Source organism: Brevundimonas sp. P7753 (assembly GCF_013386595.1).
Classification (GTDB): domain Bacteria; phylum Pseudomonadota; class Alphaproteobacteria; order Caulobacterales; family Caulobacteraceae; genus Brevundimonas; species Brevundimonas bullata.
On the sequence record NZ_JACARP010000060.1, the window covers coordinates 1 to 20,848 of the forward strand.

The following is a 20,848-nucleotide window of genomic DNA, read 5'->3' on the forward strand; positions in this document are numbered from 1 at the left end:
AGAGCCGTCCACAGCATCAGTAGCGGACATTGGCTGAACGCCTGGAGGCGGACCGTCGCTTCGAGCGAGATAGACCCTCACCGTAGGATCCTCTCCTCTGCCCGTGTCAGTCTGGCGAACCTCTTCCCGCCCCAACCTCTTAGACACGCCGCGCACTTGGGCTTGGGCGTCGCCGTTTCGGCAGTCCGCTCGGGTTGGACCAGAAGGTGAAGACCGCCAGCGATCCCAGCAGGGTCAGCGCCAACCCGGAGGCGGCGACCACAAGTCGATAGGCCAGCCCCCCGACCTTGGCGGCGTGGATCGGGTACTGGGCGTTAATGACCCGCAGCCCAAGAGGCAGCCCCATGGCGTCGCGTGTTCCGACAATCCGTCCATCGGCGGGATCGAACCAGACCTGGGTCCGGCCGTTGGGCAGCCATTCCGCCGTCCGCCGCATCCGCAGGCCAATCAGACCGCCCTGTTTGGTTGGCAGGGAGACGATGCGCGCCTCGGCGTCAGGGAAGCGGGCCTGGGCCGCCGTCATCATAGCCGGCCAGTCCAGATCGGCGGACAACACCCCCCCTTCATGTTCCGGCTGGGCCATGACCGCCTTCAGGTCGGCGCCCGGCGACAAGGCCTGGGCCAATCCGTCATACAGGGGCGATAGGGCCACGATCGCCCCGGTCGTCAGGACGACGGCCAGGACCGGCGCGCTCCACACGCCCATGTCGCGATGATGCTTGACGATCCCTGGGCGCTTCCACGCCCTCGGCATGACCGCAAAGACGAAGGTGCGCCGCGTGGGCCACCACAGGATCACCCCGGTGACGACAAAGCCCAGACCCGCCAGGCCCGCGATCCCGGCGATGGTTTTTCCCGTGTCGCCGATCAGCAGATAGTGGTGCAGGTCGAACAGCCACAGCTCCGGCCGCGCCCACAGGCTTTCCCAGCGCGCTACGACCGCGCCCGACTGGGCGGCGTAGGCGCCGCGCGTCTTGTCCTCATAGTTCAGTCGGAGGACGCCCAGACTATCAGAGGCCAGGATGACCGAACGCGGACGGTCCGGCGCCGCGAACGCCTGATCCAGCGCCGCGCCAATAGCACTTGGGTCCGAAACCCGCGCCTCTGCGGCGTGGGGTACGACCAGGCGCAGCCAGTCGTCCTTAAACACCAGGACCGTCCCGGTCAGCCCCAGGACGAACAGCAGCAGGCCGATCAGCCCCCCGGTCCAGCGATGCGCCAGTCGAACCAGACGCATCAGAAGCGACGGTCCCACCCGAGGGTGAAGGAACGGCCCCGACCGGCGAAGTAGCGCAGGTTGTCGGCCGGATTGCTGGTGTCGGAGCTATAGGTCACATAGTCCTCGTTGAAGAGGTTCTGCACCGCCAGCGACACCCCGCCGAAGGCGAAGTCATAGCGCAGGTAGGCGTCCGCCACGGTGTAGCCTTCGAAATTGTTGCGCACGTCGCCGCCCTCGAAATCACGCGCCAGATAGGCCTGGACCTGCAGGCGCGCCGACAGCGGGCCGTTGGCGTAGACGGCGGCGGCGTTGATGCGGTCCGGCGAGATGTTGGCGCCGTCCAGGTCCCGGTCCACCCGGCCGTCGTCGTTGGTGTCGGTCTGGCCGCGCAGGCGGGCGTAGCCGGTCGAAACCGTCAGCCCCTCGATCGGGGTGCGGGCGCGCAGGTTGAGCTCCAGCCCCTCGATCTCGACGGCCTGGCGCTGGACGTCATAGACGCCGTCGGCGTTGCGAACGAGGAACTGACCCAGGTCCGACGAGGACCAGAAGTAGGTCGCCCCGGCTTCGAACGGACCGCGCTTCACCTCCAGCCCGATCTCCTGATTGTCCGAGACGACCGGACTGATGTCGAGGAAGCCCTCGACCGTGACCCCGTCGACGTTGATGGAGCGCAGGATGCGACCCACGTCAGGCACGGTGTAGCCCTCGGCGTAGCTGACATAGGCGCGCACGCCATCCAGCGGTTCATAGACCACGCCGCCGTTGACCAGGGTGGCCTCGAACTTGGGCTTGCCTCCCGTGACCCGGCGCGAACCATAGGAGGCCAGGGTGGTGAAGTCGTCGATCGACAGTTCGACGTTTTCCTGGCGCACGCCGCCGGCCAGGCGCACCCGGCCGTCAAACAGCCGCATATTGGCCTGGACGAAGGGCGCCACGCTCTGGAACTCGGTCGGCGGCACCCAGGCGCGGTTGGTGGCGATCATCAACTGCTCGGTGCGGTCCTTCATGGCGTCCAGACCCAGGGTCGCGGTCAGCCCTGGCACGCCCGGCACGGCCCGTTCATAGCTGGCGCGCGCGCCCAGCTTGCGCGACCGGTTCGACGACTGGTCGAACAGGGTCCCGATGGGAGCGATACTCGCGTCCTGGAAGGTGGCCGAGCGGTCGCCGCCGAAGGTGTCGCGCGTGCGGTTGAAGAAAACCTGGGCGCTGAAGTCGCCGCCGGCCAGATCGCTGTCGGTCAGCGAGGCCGAGACGGTCTCGACCCGGTTTGCGGCAGGCTCGCCCTGGACTTGACCGCGCACGCTGCTGGTCGGACGGCCGATGAGGCGATTGCCCGCCACCGCCACATAGTCGCCGTCGCCCTTCAGTTCGAAACGGTTGGCGAGCAGGTCGAGGCGCACCGTATCGGTCAGGTTCCAGCCGAAGCGGCCGAAGAAGGACAGGGCCTTGGAATCCTGCACCTCGCCCTGGGTGTTGTCGACGCCGACGCGGCGGCCGTTGGCGTCATAGAAGGCGCCGCGTTGGTCGAAAGCCACGCCGAAAACACCGTCGAAGTCACCGTGGCGATAGGCGGCCAGACCGCCCAACTTGGCCCCGACGCCGTCGCCTTCCGGCCCGCCCGCGCTCGAGACCTGGGCCAGCATCCGGCCCGTGAGGCCGTCTTCGGTCGGGGCTCCGACCGTCACCTGATTGACCACCCCGCCCGTGGCCCCGATGCCCTGCAGGGCGTTGGAGCCGTAGATCAGCTCCACCCGGTCGATGAAGAAGGGATCGATCGTATAGCCGTCGCGCGAACCGTCACGGATCGGCGTCGACTGCGGGATGCCGTTGATGGCGAAGAGCGGCGACCGGCCGCGCAGGCTCTCGCCCGAGCCGGTCAGCTTCTGCCGCGTCGGCGAGAAGGACGGCGACAGGGTCGCAACGGCGTCGATCACCGAACCGCTGATAGCCACCTGCTCGGCCAAGGCCTTGCGGTCGATCACCTCGACCGTCATCGGCAGGGCGCTGGCCGGCAGATTGGTCCGGGCCGCAGTGACCACCACATCCTCGACGGAACTGGCCGCTTGCTCCTGCCGCGCCGTCTGGGCGGCGGCGGTCGAGGCGAAGGCGGTCCCGGCCAGCAGGACCGAGACGGCGACAAGGCCCGAGGATCGGCGCAGCGGCGGAAGGGACGAGAAGAGAGGCATGGGGGCTCCTGAAGAAGGCCCCGCCGCTTAAATGCAATTGCGAGCGACTTGCAATAAAATTCCTAACTGAATCTTCAGCGAATGACGACCGGCCTGCGCCAGGGGCAGACATTGGGTCATTGCCGCTAAGTGGACCTTCGCCGAGTGTGTTGCAGCGATCAGTTTCACAGGCATCGAACTGCAGGATACGGGTCCGCTTCAGCGATCGACTTCGCGAGCACCTTGGATAGTGATAGAATGATATCATTATTTATAAAAATCGTCTATTTTCGTTATGATGATATCACTTCTTACCCCTGTCCGCGCCCTTGAGAAGCTCGGTGGGAATATCCGTGAGCGCCGACTGGCGATGGGCTTCACCCAGGCTGGTCTTTCCGCGCGATCCGGCGTGCCTCTGGGGACGCTGCGTAAATTCGAGCGTACCGGGCTGGGCTCCACTGAAGCTCTGGTGAAGCTGCTCTCCATTGTCGGCGGCCTTGAGGCGACCATCGAGGCGGCCAAACCAGAAGCGTTGACGTTCGCCTCGATTGACGAGGTCTTGAAGGATGCCCCTCGCTCCAGGCGGAAGAACGGATGGCGCACATGAACCTTTCACCCGTAGCCGCAGTGGCTGTCGGCCTGGATTTCGGCGGAGGCGCAACCCGCGTCGGCCGATTGGCCGCGCGCGATCGCAGAATCTATTTCGAGTACGACGCCGATTTCATCGCGAACGCCGTCGAAATTTCACCGCTCAGCCTGCCCTTGCGACCGGGCCTGCAGACGACCGATACCGCCCTGTTTGAAGGCTTGCCGGGCGCCTTCAATGACAGCCTGCCCGACGGCTGGGGCCGTCTCCTGTTCGATCGCGCCTTGCGCGTCCAGGGCCTTCTCCCGGAACAGATCAGCCCGCTCGACCGGTTGGCTCACGTGGGCGCCCATGGCATGGGCGCCCTGACTTACGAGCCCGACCTCACGCCAGAGGAGGCGGCGGCCGCCCAGACGCTCGAACTCGACCGGATCGCCGACCAGGCCCAGGAGGTGCTCGAGGGGCAGGCGGATGAGGTTCTGGCCGACCTTATCGCCCTTAACGGCTCGTCGGCGGGCGCGCGGCCGAAAGCGATGATCGGTTTCAACACGGCATCGGGGGAGGTGTTGCACGGCGCACGATCACTCCCCGACGGCTATGATCACTGGTTGGTCAAGTTTCCCAACAGCCATGACGGCAAGGACGCCGGAGCCATCGAATTCGCCTACGCTCGCATGGCGACCGCAGCCGGGGTCGAGATGACGGAGACGCGTCTCCTCACCACCGGCAGGGGCTCCGCCTACTTCGCCACCCGTCGCTTTGATCGGGATGGGGACCAGCGTTTGCACGCCCACACGGCCTCGGGCCTGCTTCACGCCGACCACCGGATTCCTTCGCTGGACTACGAAGCCCTCGTAGCGTTGACCACGCGCCTGACCCACGACGTGCGCGAAGTCGAGAAGATGTTTCGTCTCGCCGCCTTCAACGTCATCGCCCACAATCGAGACGATCACGCCAAGAACTTCACCTTCCTCATGAATGCGCAAGGCGAATGGCGACTATCGCCGGCCTATGACCTGACCTTCTCCTCCGGTCCCGGGGCCGAACAGACGACGATGGTGATGGGCGAAGGCCGAAACCCCTCTGTCGAACATCTGCAGCGGCTCGGCGAAACGGCTGGGCTCAAGAAGGCGCCGGTGAACGAAATCATCGACCAGACGCGCGAAGCTGTGCGCGACTGGCCCGACCTCGCCGAGGCCCATGGCGTGACCAGGACCAACATCAAGTTGATCGGCGAACGTCTGGACCGGTTCAAGTGAACCATGGGCGATATAGGGGCGTCCCGGCGCCCCCTGAAGTTCGGGCTCGAGCCTCAGGCGCTACGAACATCTTCTCCACGGAGCAAGATCATCCGGCGGCTTGAGATCCGTGCAGGGACGTGGAGGCAGCGCGAACGAATAAGACCCGCTCGGATCTGATTTCTGGCTTGGGAGTGAAACCCGCTTCAGCAAAGGCGCGCTTCTGCGGCGGTGCTGAAGCAGCAGCCTCCGCCCGCCACCATTCCAGGTCAGAGGACGCTTTTGGCAGAAGGCCTCCGACAATCCTCTCGATATCACGAAAGGTCAGCGTCACTTCCGGTGTCCGCTGCCGCCGCAGATACCGCACCAAGGGCGCATACTTCGCCATCGCCATCACCTCCGCCGCCCGGAACCCCCGAGACCCCACGCTACCGCCAGGCCAATAACGCCCACGGATTTAACGACATGTGCAGCGAATAGAAACGGTCCGACCAGCGCGCCAACAGGGGGGCCAAAGGCGCGATGGTCGGACCGTCGCCCTCCCGACCTGGGGGGAGGAATCCACGGAACGCGGACTATTCGTCGAAGTTCCGCCGCGCTGACCAGGGCCCTTGGACCCGAACTCCGCACCTTTCTGTAGTTAGAAGTGACTGCAGTCGGACTCGTCCGAACCCGCATGATCCTGAGCGCGCCTCCCACCGATGTTCCAGAGCGTCTTCGCGGAGTCTCTATGTCGACAGCACCCGGCGTCACTCGCATCGTTGTGGTTCGATGTGACGGAGCATGGCAGATGCTCTGCGCCGGACAGGACGCCGGTCGTTTCGATTTCAGCGTCGATGCCGTTGATGCAGCCATCAGAACCGCGAAATCTCATCCAACACTGCTGCCAGATTAGCGTGGAAGACCAGCAAGACTGTCCTGACCGTTCTCGCAGGCTCCGCTGTGACAGGGTCCGCGTGTCATTCAGCGGTGCTATCGCGAGAGGCGCCAGACTCTTGATGGCGTCGCACAACCGGGCATGACAGTTCGGCCCGCTCGGCGAGAGACGGTCCGAACTGTCCGTGGAGGCGAGGTCGGTCGCCTCCACATTGTCTTCTTAAGGCAAAGCCTGTTCGCCTAGAAGCCGAAGTCGATCTGATCGACGTGGACCGGGCGGGCGCGCCGTTTTCGTTCAGGCCGCCGCACCGGCCCATTCACCAGGCTCTCTGAAATTTCTTCCCGTTCGCACCCTCCATTCGACGCCGCCGGTGAGGAACGTCCGGGCGCCCGACGCGGCATGCCAGGCAGCCGAGGCCTCGAAGGCGGGACCAGCGCCCTTGTCGTCCCCCGCGCGCCCTTCCAGGCCGTCAACTCGCTCTCCCACCATCCCACCCGGCCCGGCGAAACGGTCACGGGCGTCGGAAATTCTCCGATCCGCTGCATCCGCCAGGCCGTGGACCGACTGATGCCCGCGATATCCTGGACACGCCTCCAGGGCAGCAACCGGTCCTCCGGCCCTCCTGACTCGATGGATTCTCCATCCACCCGGAAGTTCATGGCGCCAGACCCAGGCGATGGTCGACCTTCCTGACAAGAGCCGTATGCAGAAGACGGGCGTCATGCTCTGCATCCAGGCAATCCCGGTCAGCCCATGTCTCGATCACAGCCTTCAGGGCGAAGCTCGTCGACGGATCCGCGAGCAGTCGGTCCAGCGTCGTATGATCGATGCTGTCTATCTCACGCACGACCGCGGCCCCTCGCCGCCGGAGGCGCGCCGGTCCTCACCTCGGTGATCTGGGCCCTCGCCCATTCCCGCAGCAGTCCGCGCGGGTAGAAGGGCCTGGAGCGGATGTGGCGGCACGGCGGACCGTTGGACGCCGTTGACCAGAGGCGCGCGAGCGTGGCGGGCTTGAGCCGGATCCCCAGAAGCGCCAGGAAGGCCGAGGCCTCCGCACGCGTCAGCAGATCATCGTCGCCCTGCGGAACCATGGCGTCATCGCCCGAGGCATCAGGGATCATGGCGCGCCCTCCCGCCGACACTGCCGGGCGTTCACGACGACCCGGCCGGCGCTCAAGGCGAGATAGCATTCAATAACAGATTCAACATATTCCTCCGTCTCCCTGATGCGAGGAACGCGCCCGAGGGAGGCTACTCTGGCCGGCCCGGCGTTAAACGCAGCCAGGGCTAGCCTGACGTCCTGAAAACGCCTGAGCTGGCGCGCCAGATAGTCCGCTCCGCCACGCAGGTTCTCAACCGGGTCGAAGCGATCCTCGACGCCGAGCTCCCGCGCTGTCGCGGGCATGAGTTGCGTGAGGCCCGCCGCTCCCGCCGGGGAGACAGCATTCGATCGGTAGGCGCTTTCCGTCATTACGAGAGCGTGAAGCAGCTTCGGGTCCAGACCGTGACGCGCGGCTGCGGCGGCCACGGCGTCGCCGAACGGCTGGGTCAACGGCGCCAAGCGAAGATCATCCCCGTCCTCAGGCTCCGCCGCCTGCGCCGCAAAGGGACGTCCGAACAGATCGCCCCCGGCCCGGCTCCAGTCTATATCCTGGGCCGAGGCTGCAGCCGGCGCGCTCAGAAGAAGCGCCGCCGCAAAAACCAGTCTCACCATGTCAGAACCTCCCGATAGACCCCCACCGCCTCCCCTCGCAGGACAGGGCCGAAATAACGGCTGTCGAAACTTCCCGGCGTGTCGCCGAGCAGGAAGAGTTCGTCGCGCGCCAGACGGCGACAATCGCGCCAGACCGGCAAGGCCGCGCCCTGGCGATCACGATCGAGCGTTCGCACCCGTCGCCCTGGCGTCCGGACTATTCCGAACCCGGCGCAGACCCGGTCGCCTTCTACGGCTGCGACGCGCTTGAGCAGGAGGACGTCGTGCGGCATCCCGAGGTGCTTCAGATAGGATCGCGCCGCCGCCGGCTGGGCGATCGCCACGAGTGCGCCGCGCTCCGCCGTCGCGCGTGTGCGGAAATAGAGACCAGGCGGCACGCTCGGACTTTCATTCACCAGGATCCAGTCCGGCCAGTCGTCCCCGACGATCAGAGCCACGCCGAAAAGGCCGGCCGCCGCCACCGGCGCAACCCACCGCTGGAATGTTCGGCGCCTCATGGCCTGTAGGCCTCCAGGATCACGTCGCGGGTGATCAGCACCCGGACCGGCGCACCAGGCCGAAGGCGTATGGAGGGTCGGACTTCCAGTTCGCGATCCACCAGACGGCCGCCCACCTGGGCGCCCTCGATCGCGGCCGCATCCCCGGCGTCGCCGAGCCAGCCGCCTGAACCCCGCCCTCCATCGCTCCCGCCGCCTTCGTCCCGGGCGATCTGTCCGAGCGTGGTGATGGCTCCCGCGAAGAGGGTCCCGACCAGGAGGGGAAACAGGCGCCGGTCGACCTGTCCGCGCACGCCGACCGCCCCCTGGGCGTCCACGCCGGGTTCGCCGCCGAGGATCAGGCTCTTGCCGTTCGGCAGGATGAGGCGATCCCAAACGAGAAAGGCCCGCCGGTCGCCATAGGCGCTTTCACCCTCATGACGACCGATCAGCCGCGTGCCCTGGGGCACCAGCAGGTGCCGTCCGCTCACCGTATCAAAGACGTTCTGGGTCACCATGGCGACGACCGGCCCCGCGCGGGCGGTGTCGACGCCGGTCAGCAGGGCGGCAGGGACCACGGTGCCGGCCTTGAGCTCGAAGGGCGACAGGGGCGCGACCAGGGCGTTCTCGTTGTATGCGGAGCCCCGCCGTCCGTTCACCGCCGAGCCCTCGCCTGATCCCGGCGTCGACGACGCGGCCCCCTCTGCCGACGAACCTCCGCCCCTCCCTGCATCGAAGAACAGGGCCGAGCGCGCCGCCTGGTCCGCGCCGGCAGCCGCCATGGACCTCGGCGCCGGCGGCGGACGATAGGCCTGCGCAGGATAGACGGAGGCCGGCGTCGCCGCAGACGGCGGATCGGCGGCTTCCGGCGCCGCCCCGCCCCGAGGTTCCGGCAGGCGGTCGTAGCTGGACGGCTGGCGGGTGACGACCTCGGTCGGCCGCACCACGCCCCGCCCATTGTCCGGACGGTTCTCGATCGCCCGCTCCTGCGCATTGGCGCGAAGCTCGGGCTGGATCACGAAGGCCCAGGCCAGGGAGCCTCCCACCAGAACCACGCCGCCCATGACCATGACCTGGACGACCGATCTGCGCAGCCGGATCACCGGCGGCCGCGGCGCGCGCAGGGACAGACCCGGCGCCGGCTCTTTCGGCTGCGGCCCCTCCGTCGCGGACAGGCCAGACGTGTCAGGCCCGTTCTTCGGCCCGTTCATCGGACTGCTCCGGCCAGACGATGGATCCGCACGACCTGAGGGCGGCGATCCCCAAGGCGCAGTTCGGCGCGGTCGAACAGGCGGTCGACCACAAACATCCCGCCCTGCTGGCGGTAGTTGACCAGCTGGGCTTCGCCTTCCGGCGTCAGCACGAACAGCACTGGCGCCTCGTCGACCTGCAGGTCGGCGTCGAAGGAAATGAAGGTGCGCAGTCCATCGTTGAAGACCGACGACGGCGTCCAGCGCGCCCGCCGCCCCCGGGGTTCGATGCGGTAGCGCGCGTCGAGCGGCCCTTGCGGCGTCACGAGCGGGTCGGGGCCTTTCGGTTCATCGTTGTCAGTCTCAGGCCCCGCCCCAGATCCGACCGGCGCAACCTCATCCCAGGCCACAGCCGCGTTGAAGGCGTCAGCCGCCCCGCTCTTGAGGTCCAGCAGATAGACGCGGCGATTGGTGGTCAGGACCAGGTTGGTCTCCAGCCCGCGCTCGAGCGGCTTCAGCAGGACATGGGTCCGGAGCGCCGCTCCCGTTCCCGAGGCGACTTCGCCAATCTGCCAGCGGACCGTGTCGCCGGCGGCCTTGGAGACCAGGACCTCGCCCTCTCCGAGCGTCAGGGTGGTGACGCGCAGGGGCGCCGTCCAGATCTCGAACACCCGCCCCGGCGACCAGGCGAAGAGCTGAACCCCGCCGACGAAACCGTCCGCGCGGGACGGCGCGCGCGCCGCCTGGTTGGCGCGGGCGATCGCGGCCCGCCCGGTCGGCGTCGGCGCCGGCGCCGGCGACGGCGCGGGGGCGTGCGGCGACTGATCTTCAGCCGGCGCCCGGCTCGCCACAGAGAGATAGGGAACGGCCGTGGCGCTTTCGACGGGCGCGGCCTCTTCGGCAACGGCGTCCAGAACATGGGGCGCTGCGACCGCCTGCTCAGGTGCCGCACCAGACCACAGGCCCTCATCATCCACGCCCGGCAGCATAGCGCAGCCGGACATCAGCAGGCCTGCGGCCAGGGTCAAGGTCGGCTTCAGGAGGCGTCGGGGGTCCATGATACGTCCTCGATCTTCAGTCCCAGGGGGTTCTTCATCAGCTCGGCCTCGGTGCGGGGCGGCTGGAGTCCAGTGGTGATCAGGGCCCGCCAGCGTTCGCTCCCGGCCTGCTGGCCGTTCACGAAGCGGGTCTCGCGCCATTGCAGGTCGTAGGTCCGCTCGGTGCGGCGCACGACGTTGAGGACCTCGACATTGACCGCCTCCCGACCGGCGTCGACGAAGGGGTCGTGGGTCTGGGCCCAGGCATTGAGGAAGGCGGCGGCGCGCGGCGTCATCAGGTCATAGGCCCGCAGCCAGTTCTGCCGGATGACGATGGGGTCGATGCTCTTGGAGCGGACGTCGCGGATCCAGCCACTGAGCGCATGGCCGACCTGGGCCTCGCTGGGCTCGTAGCGGCCGCCGATGGCGGTGATCCTCTGGGTCTCGCCCCAGTCCGACACCTCCACCACGAAGGGCAAGACCACGGCCCGCTCGGCCTGGACCCACCAGCCCGCGCCGAGGAAACCGGCCAGTACCAGATTGGCCAGGGCCATGCGCCGCCAGTTGCGGGCATGGGCCAGGGACAGGCCCATGCGGTCGTCCCAGACCTGGCCGGCCCGCTGATAGGGAGTGGAGTCCGGGGCGGAGCTCAGCGCCCGCCGGGGTCGGAAGAAGGGATGCATGATCTCAGGGCTCCTCGGTCTTGAGGGAGGGCGACAGGACGCCGCTGGTCTCGCCCGACGGCATCAGGCCGCGTCCGGCGTTGGCGACGAAGAAGGCCTGAAGGGCTGCGGATCGACCCTGACGCCTGCCCCTCGCCGGGGCGCCGCCCTCCGCCGCCGCGCGGTGGAAATCCCGCCGCGCCGTTTCCGCCTCGCGGGCGATGGTTTCGGGCTTTCGAGCCGGGCCTGAACCACCCATCGGACCCGGCATCTCGCCCGCTGCGTCCTTCCCCGACGTCGATGCCGGGCGCGCCTCCGCAGCCGAAGACGTTTCCTGCTGCGGGCCGGCATCCGGAGACCAGGCCCGCTGGGCCTCGCTGACGCCGGTCCCTCCAGGCGCGGATCTCGGTCCCGACGGTGACGGGTTGTCATTGGAGGCGCGCGCCGGCCCGCCAGGCCTGGGCGACGTTGGTGAAGGCGAGGGCGATGAAGGCGAAGACGGGGACGAGGGCGAGCCCGAACCAGATGGCGGCGTCGAGCGCCCTGCCCCCGCACCTGAGGCGGCGCGCGCCGGCCCAGCCAGGCGCGCGGCGGCCCCGCCGGTCGCGACCAGACCCGCGCCCGCCAGGAGACCTGCACCGCCGACCGCCAGTCCGCCGGTCACAAGCGCGCCCGCGCCCAGGGCCGGCCCGCCGGTCACGAGGGCCGAGGCCAGGTTGGGAATGAAGAGGGCCAGCATGGCCAGGAGGATGGCGGCGACCAGAATGGTCAGGGCTTCATAGATGTCGGGATTGGCCGAAGGCTGGAGCTGGTCGAAGACGGTGCGCGCGCCCGACACCACGATGGCCAGGGCCAGGACCTTGAGCCCAGACGAGACGACATAGCCCAGCGGCCGTTCGGCCAGGAAGGCGGACTTGCTCCATATGCCGAAGGGCAGAAGGATGAAGCCGCCCAGGGTCACGATCTTGAACTCGACCAGGGAGACGATGATCTGCAGGGCCAGGACGGCGAAGGCCAGCATGATGCCGATCATGGCCAGGCCCAGGATCAGGGCGTCGGTCAGGTTGCCGGCGATGTCGAGCGGATTCTCGACCGGCGCCGGCGTGTCGCCCAGAGCCTTCACGATCCGCCAGCCTTCCGCGAGGATGGCGCCGGGATTGAGGAAGTCGGCCCGGCTGAGATCGCCCCCGCCGGCCGTCAGCCCCAGTTCGAGGAAACCCGCGTAGATGGTCTCCGACAGGGCCTGCCAGTCGTTGATCAGCCAGGCGAAGGCGCCGATCAGCAGGATCTTGCCGAAGCCGGACGCCAGGACTTCGCGGTTGGAGGACAGGGCCCACTGGATGCCGGTCAGGGCCACGACCAGGGCGATCATCAGCCCAAAGACGCCATTGACCGGGCCCTGCAGCGCGCTGAACCCCGCCGAGACCGTATTGGAGAAGACCGTCATCAGCTCGTTGGGGGTCTCCACGCCGACGGATGCCGCCATCGCCCTGCTCCCTCAGTTCCGCGCGTTCGACAGCGGGTCGAAGGCCGGCGGGTTCGGGACGGCGGCCGGCCGCGCCCACATCCGGCGACGCGCTTCAGCCCCCGCCGTCCGCTCGGCGGCGTCCCGCGCCGCCCCCTCAGACAGGAGCCGGGCCTGGGCCAGCATGATGACCCGCAGGGCGGCCAGGTCCTCGGCCAGGACCGCCAGCATCTGGTTGGACGACTGGACGGCGGCCGTCTGGCCCTGGGCGGACTGGCTCGCAGTCAGCGCCCCGGAGAGACGCTGGCCGCGCCCCTGCCCCAGCCGTTCCAGATCGGCGGCTGTCCGGGCAAGATCCTCGGCCGTGCGTCGTGCATTGGCGGTCCGACCACGGCTCTGTTCCAGCATATCCAGGGCGTCGGTCCCCGACAGGTCCTCGGGATAGAGGTCCGCGAACTGCCGCTCCAACCCGTCCACCGAGGTCGCCAGGCCTCGAGCCGTCCGGGCCAACTCGGCCATGTCCTGCAGCGCCTGGCTGTTCTGGACCAGATGGCTGTAGGGCGAGGCCGCCAGGCTCCGCGCCTCGTTGGCGAGGCTCTCGAGCTGGCGCGCCGCCTGGAGCGCGTTCTCCATGTGGTTGCGTGGGTCGAATACGACCTGCTGGGCCTGCGTCGGATCAGCCGACATCAGAACCGCAACAGCAGCGACCAGGCTCAAGCGGCTATTCGGCCGCCAGCGGCGCAGCGAAGGCGTCAAAAACGGAATCCACATGTCGCACTCCCTTGGCTTTGAGGAATTCACGAGCGAAGCCGGCCTCGCCGGATCGCGAAAGCACGGCGTCGATGAGGGCCTGGTCCTCGGGTGATCCTGCCCCGCAAAGGGCCAGGGCCACGCCCGACAGCCGCAGGTCGAACAGCCGTCGTCCCTGGGGCTGACGCCAGTAGTAGGCGCGCTTGGGCGCGGCGAAGGCGATCAGCTCCAACTGCCGCCGGTTCAGGCCAAACCCCCGGTAGAGTTCGGCGGACGATGGCTCGAGCGCTCGGGGATTGGGCAGGAAGACCTGGGTCGGGCAGGACTCGATGAGGGTGGCGGCGATCGGCGACGCCGCCACGTCGTCCAGGCTCTGGGTCGCAAAGACCACGGCGACGCGCTTCTTGCGCAGGGTCTTCAGCCATTCGCGGATCTTGGCCGCAAAGGCCGTCTCGTCGAGAAACAACCAGGCCTCGTCCAGCACCAGCAGGGTCGGTCGGCCGTCGAAACTCCGTTCGAGATGGTGGAACAGAGCCGAGAGCACAGGCGCGACCGCCGAGGGCGTCGCCATCAGGGCCTCGAGCTCGAAGGTGTCGAACCGGCTCGGCGCCTGGCTCCCGCCTGCCCCGTCCAGAAGGGCGCCGTGCGGCCCCTTCAGGGTCAAGGCCTCAAGCCCCGCCGCCACGGCCTTGTTCTGCACCAGGGCGCAGAAGACGGTCAGCGTCCTCTGCTCAGCAGGCGCCTCGCTGAGCCCCGCCAGGGCCGCCCAGATCTCCTCCCGTACCCGCGGCGTCGGCTCCAGCCCGGCCTGGCGCACCGTCTCGGCGATCCATTCTGCGGCCCAGGCGCGTTCGTCCTCACGGTCGATCCCGGCAAGGGGCTGAAGGGAGAAGGCCGCGCCCGGTTCCAACGCCGTCCAGCGCCCGCCGGCGGCCAAAGTCGCCGCGCGTGCCGAGCGCCCCTTGTCGAAAAAGACCACCCTCGCGCCCGGATAGCGAAACCACTGCAGGGCCAGAAAGGACAGGAGCGCGCTCTTGCCGGAGCCTGTTGGACCCACGACCATGGCGTGGCCAACGTCGCCGACATGGAGCACGAGCCGAAAAGGCGTGGAGCCGGTCGTGCGGGCGACCGCCAGAGGCGGCCCGTCCAGGCAGGCGTCGCCAGACGGTCCGGCCCAGACCGCCGACACCGGCAGGAGGTCGGCCAGATTGAGGGTCGAGACCAGGGGCCGGCGCACATCGGCATAGGGTTCGCCCGGCAAGGATCCGAGCCAGGCCTCCACCGCATTGAGATCCTCGATCCGCGCGGTCAGCCCCTGGGCGTTGAGCGCCGCCTCGATGGCCCTGGCCTTGGCGGCCGCCCCCGCCTCCGTCGGATCCAGCACAGTGACGGTCAGGGTCAGATAGCCGAAGGCGCAGGCCTCGGCCCCGAGCATCTCCAGGGCTCCGTCGCATTCCTCCGTCTTGGAGGCCGCGTCGGTGTCGATCAGGGGCTGCTCCTCCCGGGTGATCGCCTCCCTCAGCAGGGCCCCGACGCCCTTTCGTTTGGAGAACCAGCGCTTGCGCAGCTTGACGATCTCCCGCTCGGCCTCGGGCTTGTCGAGACCGATCCAGCGGGCGGTCCAGCGATAGGCGAAAGGCAAAGAGCCGAGGCCGTCGAGCAGGCCGGGCCGGGTCGCCGAGGGCAGGCCCCGCACGGACACCGTCCTGAGCCATTGGTCGCCAAGGCGCGGCGCGGTACCGCCCGTCAGGCCGGCGTCGGCCAGCCAGACGTCGAGAAAGACGGGCGTCTCCGGCGGCCGTACCGGATGGGGATTGGGCGAGACACAGGCGTGTAGCCAGGTCAGCAGGGCCGCATCCTCCAGCGGCGCGATCTCCGGCAGGGCGTCCGCCAACAGGTCGAAGGTGACGTCTGCCTCACGGCGGAAGGTCGCCAGGGTCTGGCGCCAGTCCTGTCCGGCCCGGGCCAGGCCGTCGAACAGCCACCGCTCCAGCCGCCGCGTCTCGTCGGCCGGCGGCAGCCAGGTCAGGGCCAGGCGGAAATCGGTCTCGAAGGCCGGCTCGGCGTCCTCGAAGCGGTCGCGGCGTTCGGCGTCGACCAGCCAGGCCGCTTCCGCCTCGAACTCGCTCTCGGGATAGGCGGCCGCCGGACGCCGACAGGCCTCCACATGCAGACACCATCCGGTGCCGAGGCGCTTCAGGGCGTTGTTCAGTCGCGCCCGGACCGCCATCAGCTCCTCTTCCGTCGAGGACTCCAGGTCCGGCCCCCTGAAGCTGAAGGCGGTCGTAAAGGAGCCGTCCTTGTTCAGAACCACGCCCGGCGAGACCAGGGCGGCCCAGGGCAGATGATCCGCCAGACTGGCGGGGCGACGGCGATGTTCGTCGAGGAAGCGCATGACAGCCTCACGCGTCCAGATGCCCTGGCAGGGCCAGATGGCGCCGCAGGACGTCGAAGAAGCGCCGGTCGGCGCGCGCAGCCCATAGGCCCACGGCATGAGCCACGGCCCACCACAGCAGGCCGAGCCACCAGATACGCAGAGCCAGGCCCAGTACCATGGCCGTCGTGCCCATAAGCACGGCGTAGTCGCGGGGCATGCCGGCCATCAGCACCGGCTCGACCAGGGCCTGGGCGACGGGAAGATTCCAGCCCTCGGGCTGCAGATCATCGGCGAAGCGCGCCATCAGACGATCTCCACGCCGCCGGCGAAGCCGAAGAAGTCGAGAAAGAAGGTCGAGGCCGCGAAGGCGATGGTCAGGCCGAACAGGATGCCCAGAGCCCTTCGCATGGAGGAACCGCTTTCGCTCATGGCGACCCCGGCGCCGAACAGGACCACGGCGATCACGGCCGCGGCCTGGACCACGGGTCCCGTGATCGACTGGACCACCTGCTGGATCGGTCCCTCCCAGGGCATGCCCGACCCGCCCGCCAGAGCCGTTCCGGCCGCCAGAAGTCCGCTCGCCAATGCTGCGCCGAACAGGCGTCGTCCTACGCTCCGCTTCATGATCGCCTCCCTGAGTTCAGCGCCATTCAGCGCGTTGCGACTCATTGCAAGCAAAACCATCCACAGGCTGTCAATAGAAAATAATAAGCAATTTCTGTGAGTTAAAACGACTTGCTGAACAAGTCTCTCACGAGTTTCAGCCGCATCGCCGCAAGCCTTCGCCGGGCTTCTCGGCGCCGGATCGTCTGCGGAGCAGAAACCTCCCCGGAAAGCCGCCTGCCGTCAGGCCTCCGGCCGAAAGCCCTCCCCGACCGGCGCGCCTGTCCGGCCCCTTTCGGCTGAGGCCGGACCTGGTCCGGCTGCAGACGGCTTCGCAGTTCGCCAGAATTCCGCCGCAATCTATGTGGTAGCCGCGAGGCTCCACAGACTCCTTCAGGCGCCCCATGGACCACAAAATTGACGGCCAGACGCTTTCGCGATCCGACCTCGTCGCCCTGCTCAAGTCGGCCGCCGGCGCCGATCTCGTCCTGGAGACCTGCATCCTGGACGAGGCCGACCTGTCCAATCTCGACCTGAACGGCCTGAAGTTCGAACGCTGCAGCTTCAAGGGGACGGACTTCACCGGCGCGCAGCTGGATGACACGCGTTTTACCGGGTGCCGCGGCGCCATGGCCAACTTCACCGCCGCGCGGCTGGACACCTCGACCTGGCGTTCCAGCGACCTCAACAACGCCCGCTTCACCGGCGCCAGCCTCTCGGAGGCGGTCTTCACCGGGTGCAAGCTGACGGGCGCGGACTTCTCGCGATCGCGTCACGTCGGCACGCGTTTCGTCGAAACGACCCTGGCTTCCGCCCGCCTCGCGGGCTTCTCCTTCAGAAAGCAGACCCTGGAGACGGTCGACTTCAGTCACGCCGACCTGGCCGGCTGTGATTTCCGCGACGCCGTGCTGGACAACTGCAGCCTGCGCGACAGCCACCAAGTCGACGCCCGGTTCGAAGGCGCGGACCTCCGCGGCGCCGATCTCGGCGGGCTCCGGCTAAACGACGCCCGACGTTTCAAGGGCGCGACCATCTCCCGCGCCCAGGCCGGCGCCCTGCTGGCCGAACTGGGTCTGAAGGTCATCTAGTCCCCAGGCCGGACGCAGCTGTTGAGAACCGGAAGCCGCGCATCGACACAGCCAGCGAACCGCCCTCTACCGCGACGATGAAACGACTGACGCCGATTGAACACGCCAAGGCCAAGGGCAAGACCGTCACCATGAGCATGCCGGACCGGGGGCCGGAGGTACGAGCCCAGATCATCGCCTGGCTGGAGAAGAGGCCCGGCGACAGATGGTTCTATGCCCAGGGCGACAATTACGCTTTCGAGACCGCCGCTGACGCAGCCGCCTTCAAGCACTGGCTGATGACAGCAATCGTCGCCTGAACAGGTGAATGATGGCATGCCCCAGAAACAGCGAAAGCCCGGCGTTGCCCTTTTCGGGGTGCGCGTCGGGCTTTCATTGGGGGCTGGGCTTCACCCATTCTGAGCGATGATCCTAACCTCAACCGTCCGATTTTCATCCGGCGATCAGCCCATCAACCTGAAGCCTTCATCCGGGTTCCAGCTTCGCTGCAAATAATGTCCGCTTGCGCCTTCGCCCGTCAGGCCAGGACCTGGGTCTGATAGGAATCGCCGTCAAAGCCGCCGACGGAAATCACGGCCTCGACCCGACGGCCTGACGCCGTCCTCTGCATGTGGACGACGCAATCCACAGCCTCGCCGATCATCCGCTGCGGGACCTGGCTCGTCACCTCCCCTATCAGGTCCTCCAGGCGACGCAGGGCCTCTTGGGCGGAGTTGGCGTGGATCGTGGACAGCCCGCCGGGATGTCCGGTGTTCCAGCTCTTCAGGGTCTCGAGGGCGGCCGCCCCGTCGCGCATCTCGCCGATGACGATCCGGTCCGGCCGCATGCGCAGAGCGTCGCGCACCAGGTCCGCCACGCCGATGACCGTCGGCTGCCGGCGGGTCATAACGGACACCTGGTCCCAGGCCGAACACTGGAGTTCAGGCGTGTCCTCGATAAGAAAGACCCGATCGTCAGCGAAGGCCGGTTCGCCCAGGACGGCATTGGCCAGGGTCGTCTTTCCAGACCCGGTTCCGCCAGATATCAGCAAGTTGCGTCGATCCATTGCCGCGATACGCAAGGCTGCAGCCTGGTTCTCGCTCATCACCCCGTCGCGCACATAGTCCCCCAGCCGCCAGATCACGGCCGGGCGCTTGCGGATGGAGAAGGCGGGCGCGGCGGAGACCGGCGGCATGACGCCCTGGAACCGCTCCCCGGTCCCCGGCAGGACGCCGGACAGGCGCGGGTCCTCTCGCGTGACCGTTTCCCCGACATAGTCGGCGATCAACCGGATCGTTCGCTCACGGGCCTCGACCGACAGGCGCCGCCCCGTGTCGCGACGTCCCTCGCCGATCCGGTCCAGCACCAGTCGGCCATCGGGATTGGCCAGGATTTCCACTACGTCCGGCGCCTCCAGCGCGGCCAGGACCGTCTCGCCCAGAGCGTGTCGCAGGGCCTCCAGCTTGCGCTCGGCGATGATCGGATGCGGGGCCATGCCGCTAGTTGGCGGGTGCGAACGACGAAGGCTCGCGTGGAACCGCCGCCCGCTCCCCTTCCCGGCGCCCCGAGACGATGCGGGCGGCGGTCGCGTCCAGGAGGCGCTCGATGCGACGCTCCACGGCGGCCTGGACCGTCGGATCCTCATCGGCAACCGCGTCGGGCAGGCGCAGGAAGAAGGCCTTGGCCACCTCGATCAGCAGCTCCTGGACGATCTGCATGTCCCGGCCGGTCGATCGCATATGGTCGCGCAGCGAGCGTTCCAGGTTGAGCAGCCGGTCGTCAGGATCGGCGCCGGGGCGCCGGAGCAGTCCGCGGACAATGGCCTGGCCGGCGGCCTGGCTCAGGGCGATCCGCCCGACCCGGGCCTCCCGGTTGAGGCTCGACACCACCTTGGGGTCGTTGAGGTAGACTTGCACGCGCGTAGCCAGCTTTTCACTTCTAGCCATCGCTCCCTCCTTGCAGTTGATCCAGGACCGCCTGTTGCGCCGCCATTTCCTGGGCCACCCGCCCATAGATGTCGGCGGCGCGCGAGGCGGCCTTCCTGTCGTCCATGGCCCCCGCGACCTCCTTGAACAGGGGCAGGCTGGCCATGGCGTCCCGACCGAGACTGCGCCGTCCGAGCCAGGGATGTGGCGGCCGGCCGGGTCCATCGACCCCGAGCGTCTGGTCTGGCGGCGTCGCGCCGGCGCGGCTGCGAAACGGCTCGCGCCGGTCATACAAGAGCTTGTGGGTTCGGAGCGGCCTCTGGCCCGCGACAAAGACGAGTTGCTGCTCATCCGGCAGGGACCGGATTTCGCCGGGCTCCAGCAGAGGTCTCTCAACCTCAGAGCGCGACACGCTGCTGCGGCCGCCGCCCAACCCCGACGGTCCGCTGCGACTGGTCCGGGTCTCGCTGACCGAGCCGGTCAGCTTCGACACCTTGTCCTGAGTCAGCGGGTCCAGCGCCGAGAAGGCCGTATAGACATGGCAGTTGTCGAGGATGGTGTTGTGGGGCCCGTAGGTCTCGACGATGTCGTTGAGCGACTGGGCCACGAACAGGGCCTTGATCCCGTAACCGCTCATCAGCCGCAGGGCCTTCTCGAAGAAGGCCAGCCGCCCCAGCAGCGGGAACTCGTCCATGACCATCAGCAACTTGTGGCGCTTGTCTCGTCCGGCCGCGTCGCGTTTCTCTTCGGCGGTCAGGGCCTGGGCCGCCGCATAGAAGATCAGTCGCACCAGAGGCCGGAGCGCCGCCGCATCGGCGGGCGCGACCTGGACGTAGAGGGAGACGGGCGCCTCGGCGCACATCAGGTCGCCCATGGCGAAGTCGGACGCGGACAGGACCCGCTCCACATCCTCGCCCGCCAGCCATTTCAGATAGGAGCGCGCCGTGCCCTGGACGGAGGTGCGGAAACGGTCGTGCATGGCCGCATAGCCCTTCACCGCCGTCTGGATGAAAGGGTGGGCCTCAGGCTCGCCGTCAGGCCCAGACCGATGCAGGGTCTTCAGCATGGCGTCCGCCGCCTCGTCGAGATCAGCCAACAGCGCCCGGACCTTCAGCAGCGTCTTGTCCTGATCCTCGGCCGTGTAGAGGACGTGCAGGATCACCGCCTCAAGGATCTCGGAGGCCGCCTTGTCCCAGATCGCTTCCTCGTCGCGGGTCCCGCCCGGGTCCGACAGGATGGCCACCAGCCGCTGCACCTGGGCCAGTTCACCCGGCCCGGGCCGGATTTCCGCCAGGGGGTTCCACCGCGCCGAGGCGGCATGTCGGGGGGCCAGATAGAGGGCGTGCGAAAACCGCCCTCGCCAACCGGACGTCACGGCCCAGAGCTCGCCCTTGGGATCATGGACGAGGACGCTGGCGGTCCAGTTCAACAGGCTCGGGACGACATGCCCCCTGCCCTTGCCGCTGCGCGTCCCGCCCGTCACCAGGGTCGGCCGCA

21 protein-coding genes are annotated in these 20,848 nt (G+C 68.0%); 4 read left to right on the plus strand and 17 right to left on the minus strand.

From position 1 onward, the window contains the following. Positions 1-139: 139 nt before the first annotated feature. The gene (locus HX774_RS12320) at positions 140-1,237 is read right to left on the minus strand and encodes a PepSY domain-containing protein (protein ID WP_178827166.1); all 1,098 of its coding nucleotides are present in this window, start codon (positions 1,235-1,237) and stop codon (positions 140-142) included. Next, positions 1,237-3,405, minus strand: a complete 2,169-nt coding sequence (locus HX774_RS12325) for a TonB-dependent receptor (protein ID WP_178827168.1) — start codon at positions 3,403-3,405, stop codon at positions 1,237-1,239. Before HX774_RS12325 ends, HX774_RS12320 begins: the two co-directional genes overlap by 1 nt. A 274-nt stretch (positions 3,406-3,679) precedes the next feature. On the opposite strand from HX774_RS12325, the gene HX774_RS12330 reads away from it, so the two are divergent. Both HX774_RS12330 and HX774_RS12335 read left to right on the plus strand, forming a co-directional pair. After that, the gene (locus HX774_RS12330) at positions 3,680-3,991 is read left to right on the plus strand and encodes a helix-turn-helix domain-containing protein (protein WP_255500431.1); all 312 of its coding nucleotides are present in this window, start codon (positions 3,680-3,682) and stop codon (positions 3,989-3,991) included. Next, complete coding sequence (locus HX774_RS12335; RefSeq protein ID WP_178827170.1) at positions 3,988-5,229, plus strand: type II toxin-antitoxin system HipA family toxin; 1,242 nt, start codon at positions 3,988-3,990, stop codon at positions 5,227-5,229. Before HX774_RS12330 ends, HX774_RS12335 begins: the two co-directional genes overlap by 4 nt. A gap of 1,095 nt (positions 5,230-6,324) precedes the next feature. On the opposite strand, the gene HX774_RS12340 is transcribed toward HX774_RS12335, so the two are convergent. The 12 genes from HX774_RS12340 to HX774_RS12395 all read right to left on the minus strand — a co-directional run bounded on the left by HX774_RS12340 (position 6,325) and on the right by HX774_RS12395 (position 16,380). Then, on the minus strand, positions 6,325-6,744 hold the full coding sequence (locus HX774_RS12340; protein WP_112999800.1) for an AlpA family transcriptional regulator: 420 nt from the start codon (positions 6,742-6,744) through the stop codon (positions 6,325-6,327). A gap of 180 nt (positions 6,745-6,924) precedes the next feature. Next, positions 6,925-7,206 carry a hypothetical protein gene (locus HX774_RS12345; RefSeq protein WP_255500432.1) on the minus strand — a complete coding sequence of 94 codons (282 nt, stop codon included), beginning with the start codon at positions 7,204-7,206 and terminating at the stop codon, positions 6,925-6,927. Next, positions 7,203-7,646, minus strand: a complete 444-nt coding sequence (locus HX774_RS12350; RefSeq protein ID WP_255500433.1) for a lytic transglycosylase domain-containing protein — start codon at positions 7,644-7,646, stop codon at positions 7,203-7,205. Before HX774_RS12350 ends, HX774_RS12345 begins: the two co-directional genes overlap by 4 nt. A gap of 146 nt (positions 7,647-7,792) precedes the next feature. Next, positions 7,793-8,296 (minus strand): S26 family signal peptidase, encoded by a 504-nt coding sequence (locus tag HX774_RS12355; RefSeq protein ID WP_112999803.1) that lies wholly within the window; start codon positions 8,294-8,296, stop codon positions 7,793-7,795. After that, the gene (locus HX774_RS12360) at positions 8,293-9,486 is read right to left on the minus strand and encodes a TrbI/VirB10 family protein (RefSeq protein WP_112999804.1); all 1,194 of its coding nucleotides are present in this window, start codon (positions 9,484-9,486) and stop codon (positions 8,293-8,295) included. The genes HX774_RS12355 and HX774_RS12360 overlap by 4 nt, the downstream gene beginning before the upstream one ends. Next, positions 9,483-10,523 (minus strand): TrbG/VirB9 family P-type conjugative transfer protein, encoded by a 1,041-nt coding sequence (locus tag HX774_RS12365; RefSeq protein ID WP_112999805.1) that lies wholly within the window; start codon positions 10,521-10,523, stop codon positions 9,483-9,485. The genes HX774_RS12360 and HX774_RS12365 overlap by 4 nt, the downstream gene beginning before the upstream one ends. Beyond that, on the minus strand, positions 10,502-11,185 hold the full coding sequence (trbF, locus tag HX774_RS12370) for a conjugal transfer protein TrbF (RefSeq protein WP_112999806.1): 684 nt from the start codon (positions 11,183-11,185) through the stop codon (positions 10,502-10,504). Before trbF ends, HX774_RS12365 begins: the two co-directional genes overlap by 22 nt. A 4-nt stretch (positions 11,186-11,189) precedes the next feature. Next, entirely contained in the window at positions 11,190-12,650 is a 1,461-nt protein-coding gene (trbL, locus tag HX774_RS12375; protein ID WP_178827172.1) for a P-type conjugative transfer protein TrbL, read from the minus strand. Between the two features lie 12 nt (positions 12,651-12,662). Continuing rightward, positions 12,663-13,346: a conjugal transfer protein TrbJ gene (locus HX774_RS12380; protein ID WP_255500434.1), complete on the minus strand. Its 684-nt coding sequence runs from the start codon at positions 13,344-13,346 to the stop codon at positions 12,663-12,665. A 4-nt stretch (positions 13,347-13,350) separates the two neighbouring features. Next, a complete protein-coding gene (trbE, locus tag HX774_RS12385) occupies positions 13,351-15,774 on the minus strand; it encodes a conjugal transfer protein TrbE (protein WP_178827176.1) in 2,424 nt (807 codons plus the stop codon). A 7-nt stretch (positions 15,775-15,781) separates the two neighbouring features. After that, positions 15,782-16,060 carry a VirB3 family type IV secretion system protein gene (locus HX774_RS12390; RefSeq protein ID WP_112999810.1) on the minus strand — a complete coding sequence of 93 codons (279 nt, stop codon included), beginning with the start codon at positions 16,058-16,060 and terminating at the stop codon, positions 15,782-15,784. Beyond that, positions 16,060-16,380 (minus strand): TrbC/VirB2 family protein, encoded by a 321-nt coding sequence (locus HX774_RS12395; protein ID WP_178827178.1) that lies wholly within the window; start codon positions 16,378-16,380, stop codon positions 16,060-16,062. Before HX774_RS12395 ends, HX774_RS12390 begins: the two co-directional genes overlap by 1 nt. Positions 16,381-16,763: 383 nt before the next feature. Here HX774_RS12395 and HX774_RS12400 point away from each other — a divergent pair, with 383 nt between their 5' ends. Both HX774_RS12400 and HX774_RS12405 read left to right on the plus strand, forming a co-directional pair. After that, on the plus strand, positions 16,764-17,447 hold the full coding sequence (locus HX774_RS12400; protein WP_178827180.1) for a pentapeptide repeat-containing protein: 684 nt from the start codon (positions 16,764-16,766) through the stop codon (positions 17,445-17,447). Positions 17,448-17,524: 77 nt separating this feature from the next. Continuing rightward, positions 17,525-17,746 (plus strand): hypothetical protein, encoded by a 222-nt coding sequence (locus HX774_RS12405; protein WP_178827182.1) that lies wholly within the window; start codon positions 17,525-17,527, stop codon positions 17,744-17,746. A gap of 218 nt (positions 17,747-17,964) precedes the next feature. Here the strand turns inward: HX774_RS12405 and trbB are convergent, their stop codons facing one another. From trbB to HX774_RS12420, 3 genes are all read right to left on the minus strand, one after another. After that, on the minus strand, positions 17,965-18,921 hold the full coding sequence (gene trbB / locus HX774_RS12410) for a P-type conjugative transfer ATPase TrbB (RefSeq protein WP_178827184.1): 957 nt from the start codon (positions 18,919-18,921) through the stop codon (positions 17,965-17,967). 4 nt (positions 18,922-18,925) lie between these two features. Continuing rightward, positions 18,926-19,372: a hypothetical protein gene (locus tag HX774_RS12415; protein WP_178827185.1), complete on the minus strand. Its 447-nt coding sequence runs from the start codon at positions 19,370-19,372 to the stop codon at positions 18,926-18,928. Beyond that, positions 19,365-20,848 (minus strand): type IV secretory system conjugative DNA transfer family protein (locus HX774_RS12420; RefSeq protein WP_178827188.1); only part of this gene is annotated, 1,484 nt, incomplete at its 5' end. The genes HX774_RS12415 and HX774_RS12420, both read right to left, overlap by 8 nt.

Coding starts and splice junctions, on each gene's coding strand:
- HX774_RS12320 (WP_178827166.1), bottom strand. CDS start 1,237: ATGCGTCTGGTTCGACTGGCGCATCGCTGGACCGGGGGGCTGATCGGC.
- HX774_RS12325 (WP_178827168.1), bottom strand. CDS start 3,405: ATGCCTCTCTTCTCGTCCCTTCCGCCGCTGCGCCGATCCTCGGGCCTT.
- HX774_RS12330 (WP_255500431.1), top strand. CDS start 3,680: ATGATGATATCACTTCTTACCCCTGTCCGCGCCCTTGAGAAGCTCGGT.
- HX774_RS12335 (WP_178827170.1), top strand. CDS start 3,988: ATGAACCTTTCACCCGTAGCCGCAGTGGCTGTCGGCCTGGATTTCGGC.
- HX774_RS12340 (WP_112999800.1), bottom strand. CDS start 6,744: ATGAACTTCCGGGTGGATGGAGAATCCATCGAGTCAGGAGGGCCGGAG.
- HX774_RS12345 (WP_255500432.1), bottom strand. CDS start 7,206: ATGATCCCTGATGCCTCGGGCGATGACGCCATGGTTCCGCAGGGCGAC.
- HX774_RS12355 (WP_112999803.1), bottom strand. CDS start 8,296: ATGAGGCGCCGAACATTCCAGCGGTGGGTTGCGCCGGTGGCGGCGGCC.
- HX774_RS12360 (WP_112999804.1), bottom strand. CDS start 9,486: ATGAACGGGCCGAAGAACGGGCCTGACACGTCTGGCCTGTCCGCGACG.
- HX774_RS12365 (WP_112999805.1), bottom strand. CDS start 10,523: ATGGACCCCCGACGCCTCCTGAAGCCGACCTTGACCCTGGCCGCAGGC.
- trbF (WP_112999806.1), bottom strand. CDS start 11,185: ATGCATCCCTTCTTCCGACCCCGGCGGGCGCTGAGCTCCGCCCCGGAC.
- trbL (WP_178827172.1), bottom strand. CDS start 12,650: ATGGCGGCATCCGTCGGCGTGGAGACCCCCAACGAGCTGATGACGGTC.
- trbE (WP_178827176.1), bottom strand. CDS start 15,774: ATGCGCTTCCTCGACGAACATCGCCGTCGCCCCGCCAGTCTGGCGGAT.
- HX774_RS12390 (WP_112999810.1), bottom strand. CDS start 16,060: ATGGCGCGCTTCGCCGATGATCTGCAGCCCGAGGGCTGGAATCTTCCC.
- HX774_RS12395 (WP_178827178.1), bottom strand. CDS start 16,380: ATGAAGCGGAGCGTAGGACGACGCCTGTTCGGCGCAGCATTGGCGAGC.
- HX774_RS12400 (WP_178827180.1), top strand. CDS start 16,764: ATGGACCACAAAATTGACGGCCAGACGCTTTCGCGATCCGACCTCGTC.
- HX774_RS12405 (WP_178827182.1), top strand. CDS start 17,525: ATGAAACGACTGACGCCGATTGAACACGCCAAGGCCAAGGGCAAGACC.
- trbB (WP_178827184.1), bottom strand. CDS start 18,921: ATGGCCCCGCATCCGATCATCGCCGAGCGCAAGCTGGAGGCCCTGCGA.
- HX774_RS12415 (WP_178827185.1), bottom strand. CDS start 19,372: ATGGCTAGAAGTGAAAAGCTGGCTACGCGCGTGCAAGTCTACCTCAAC.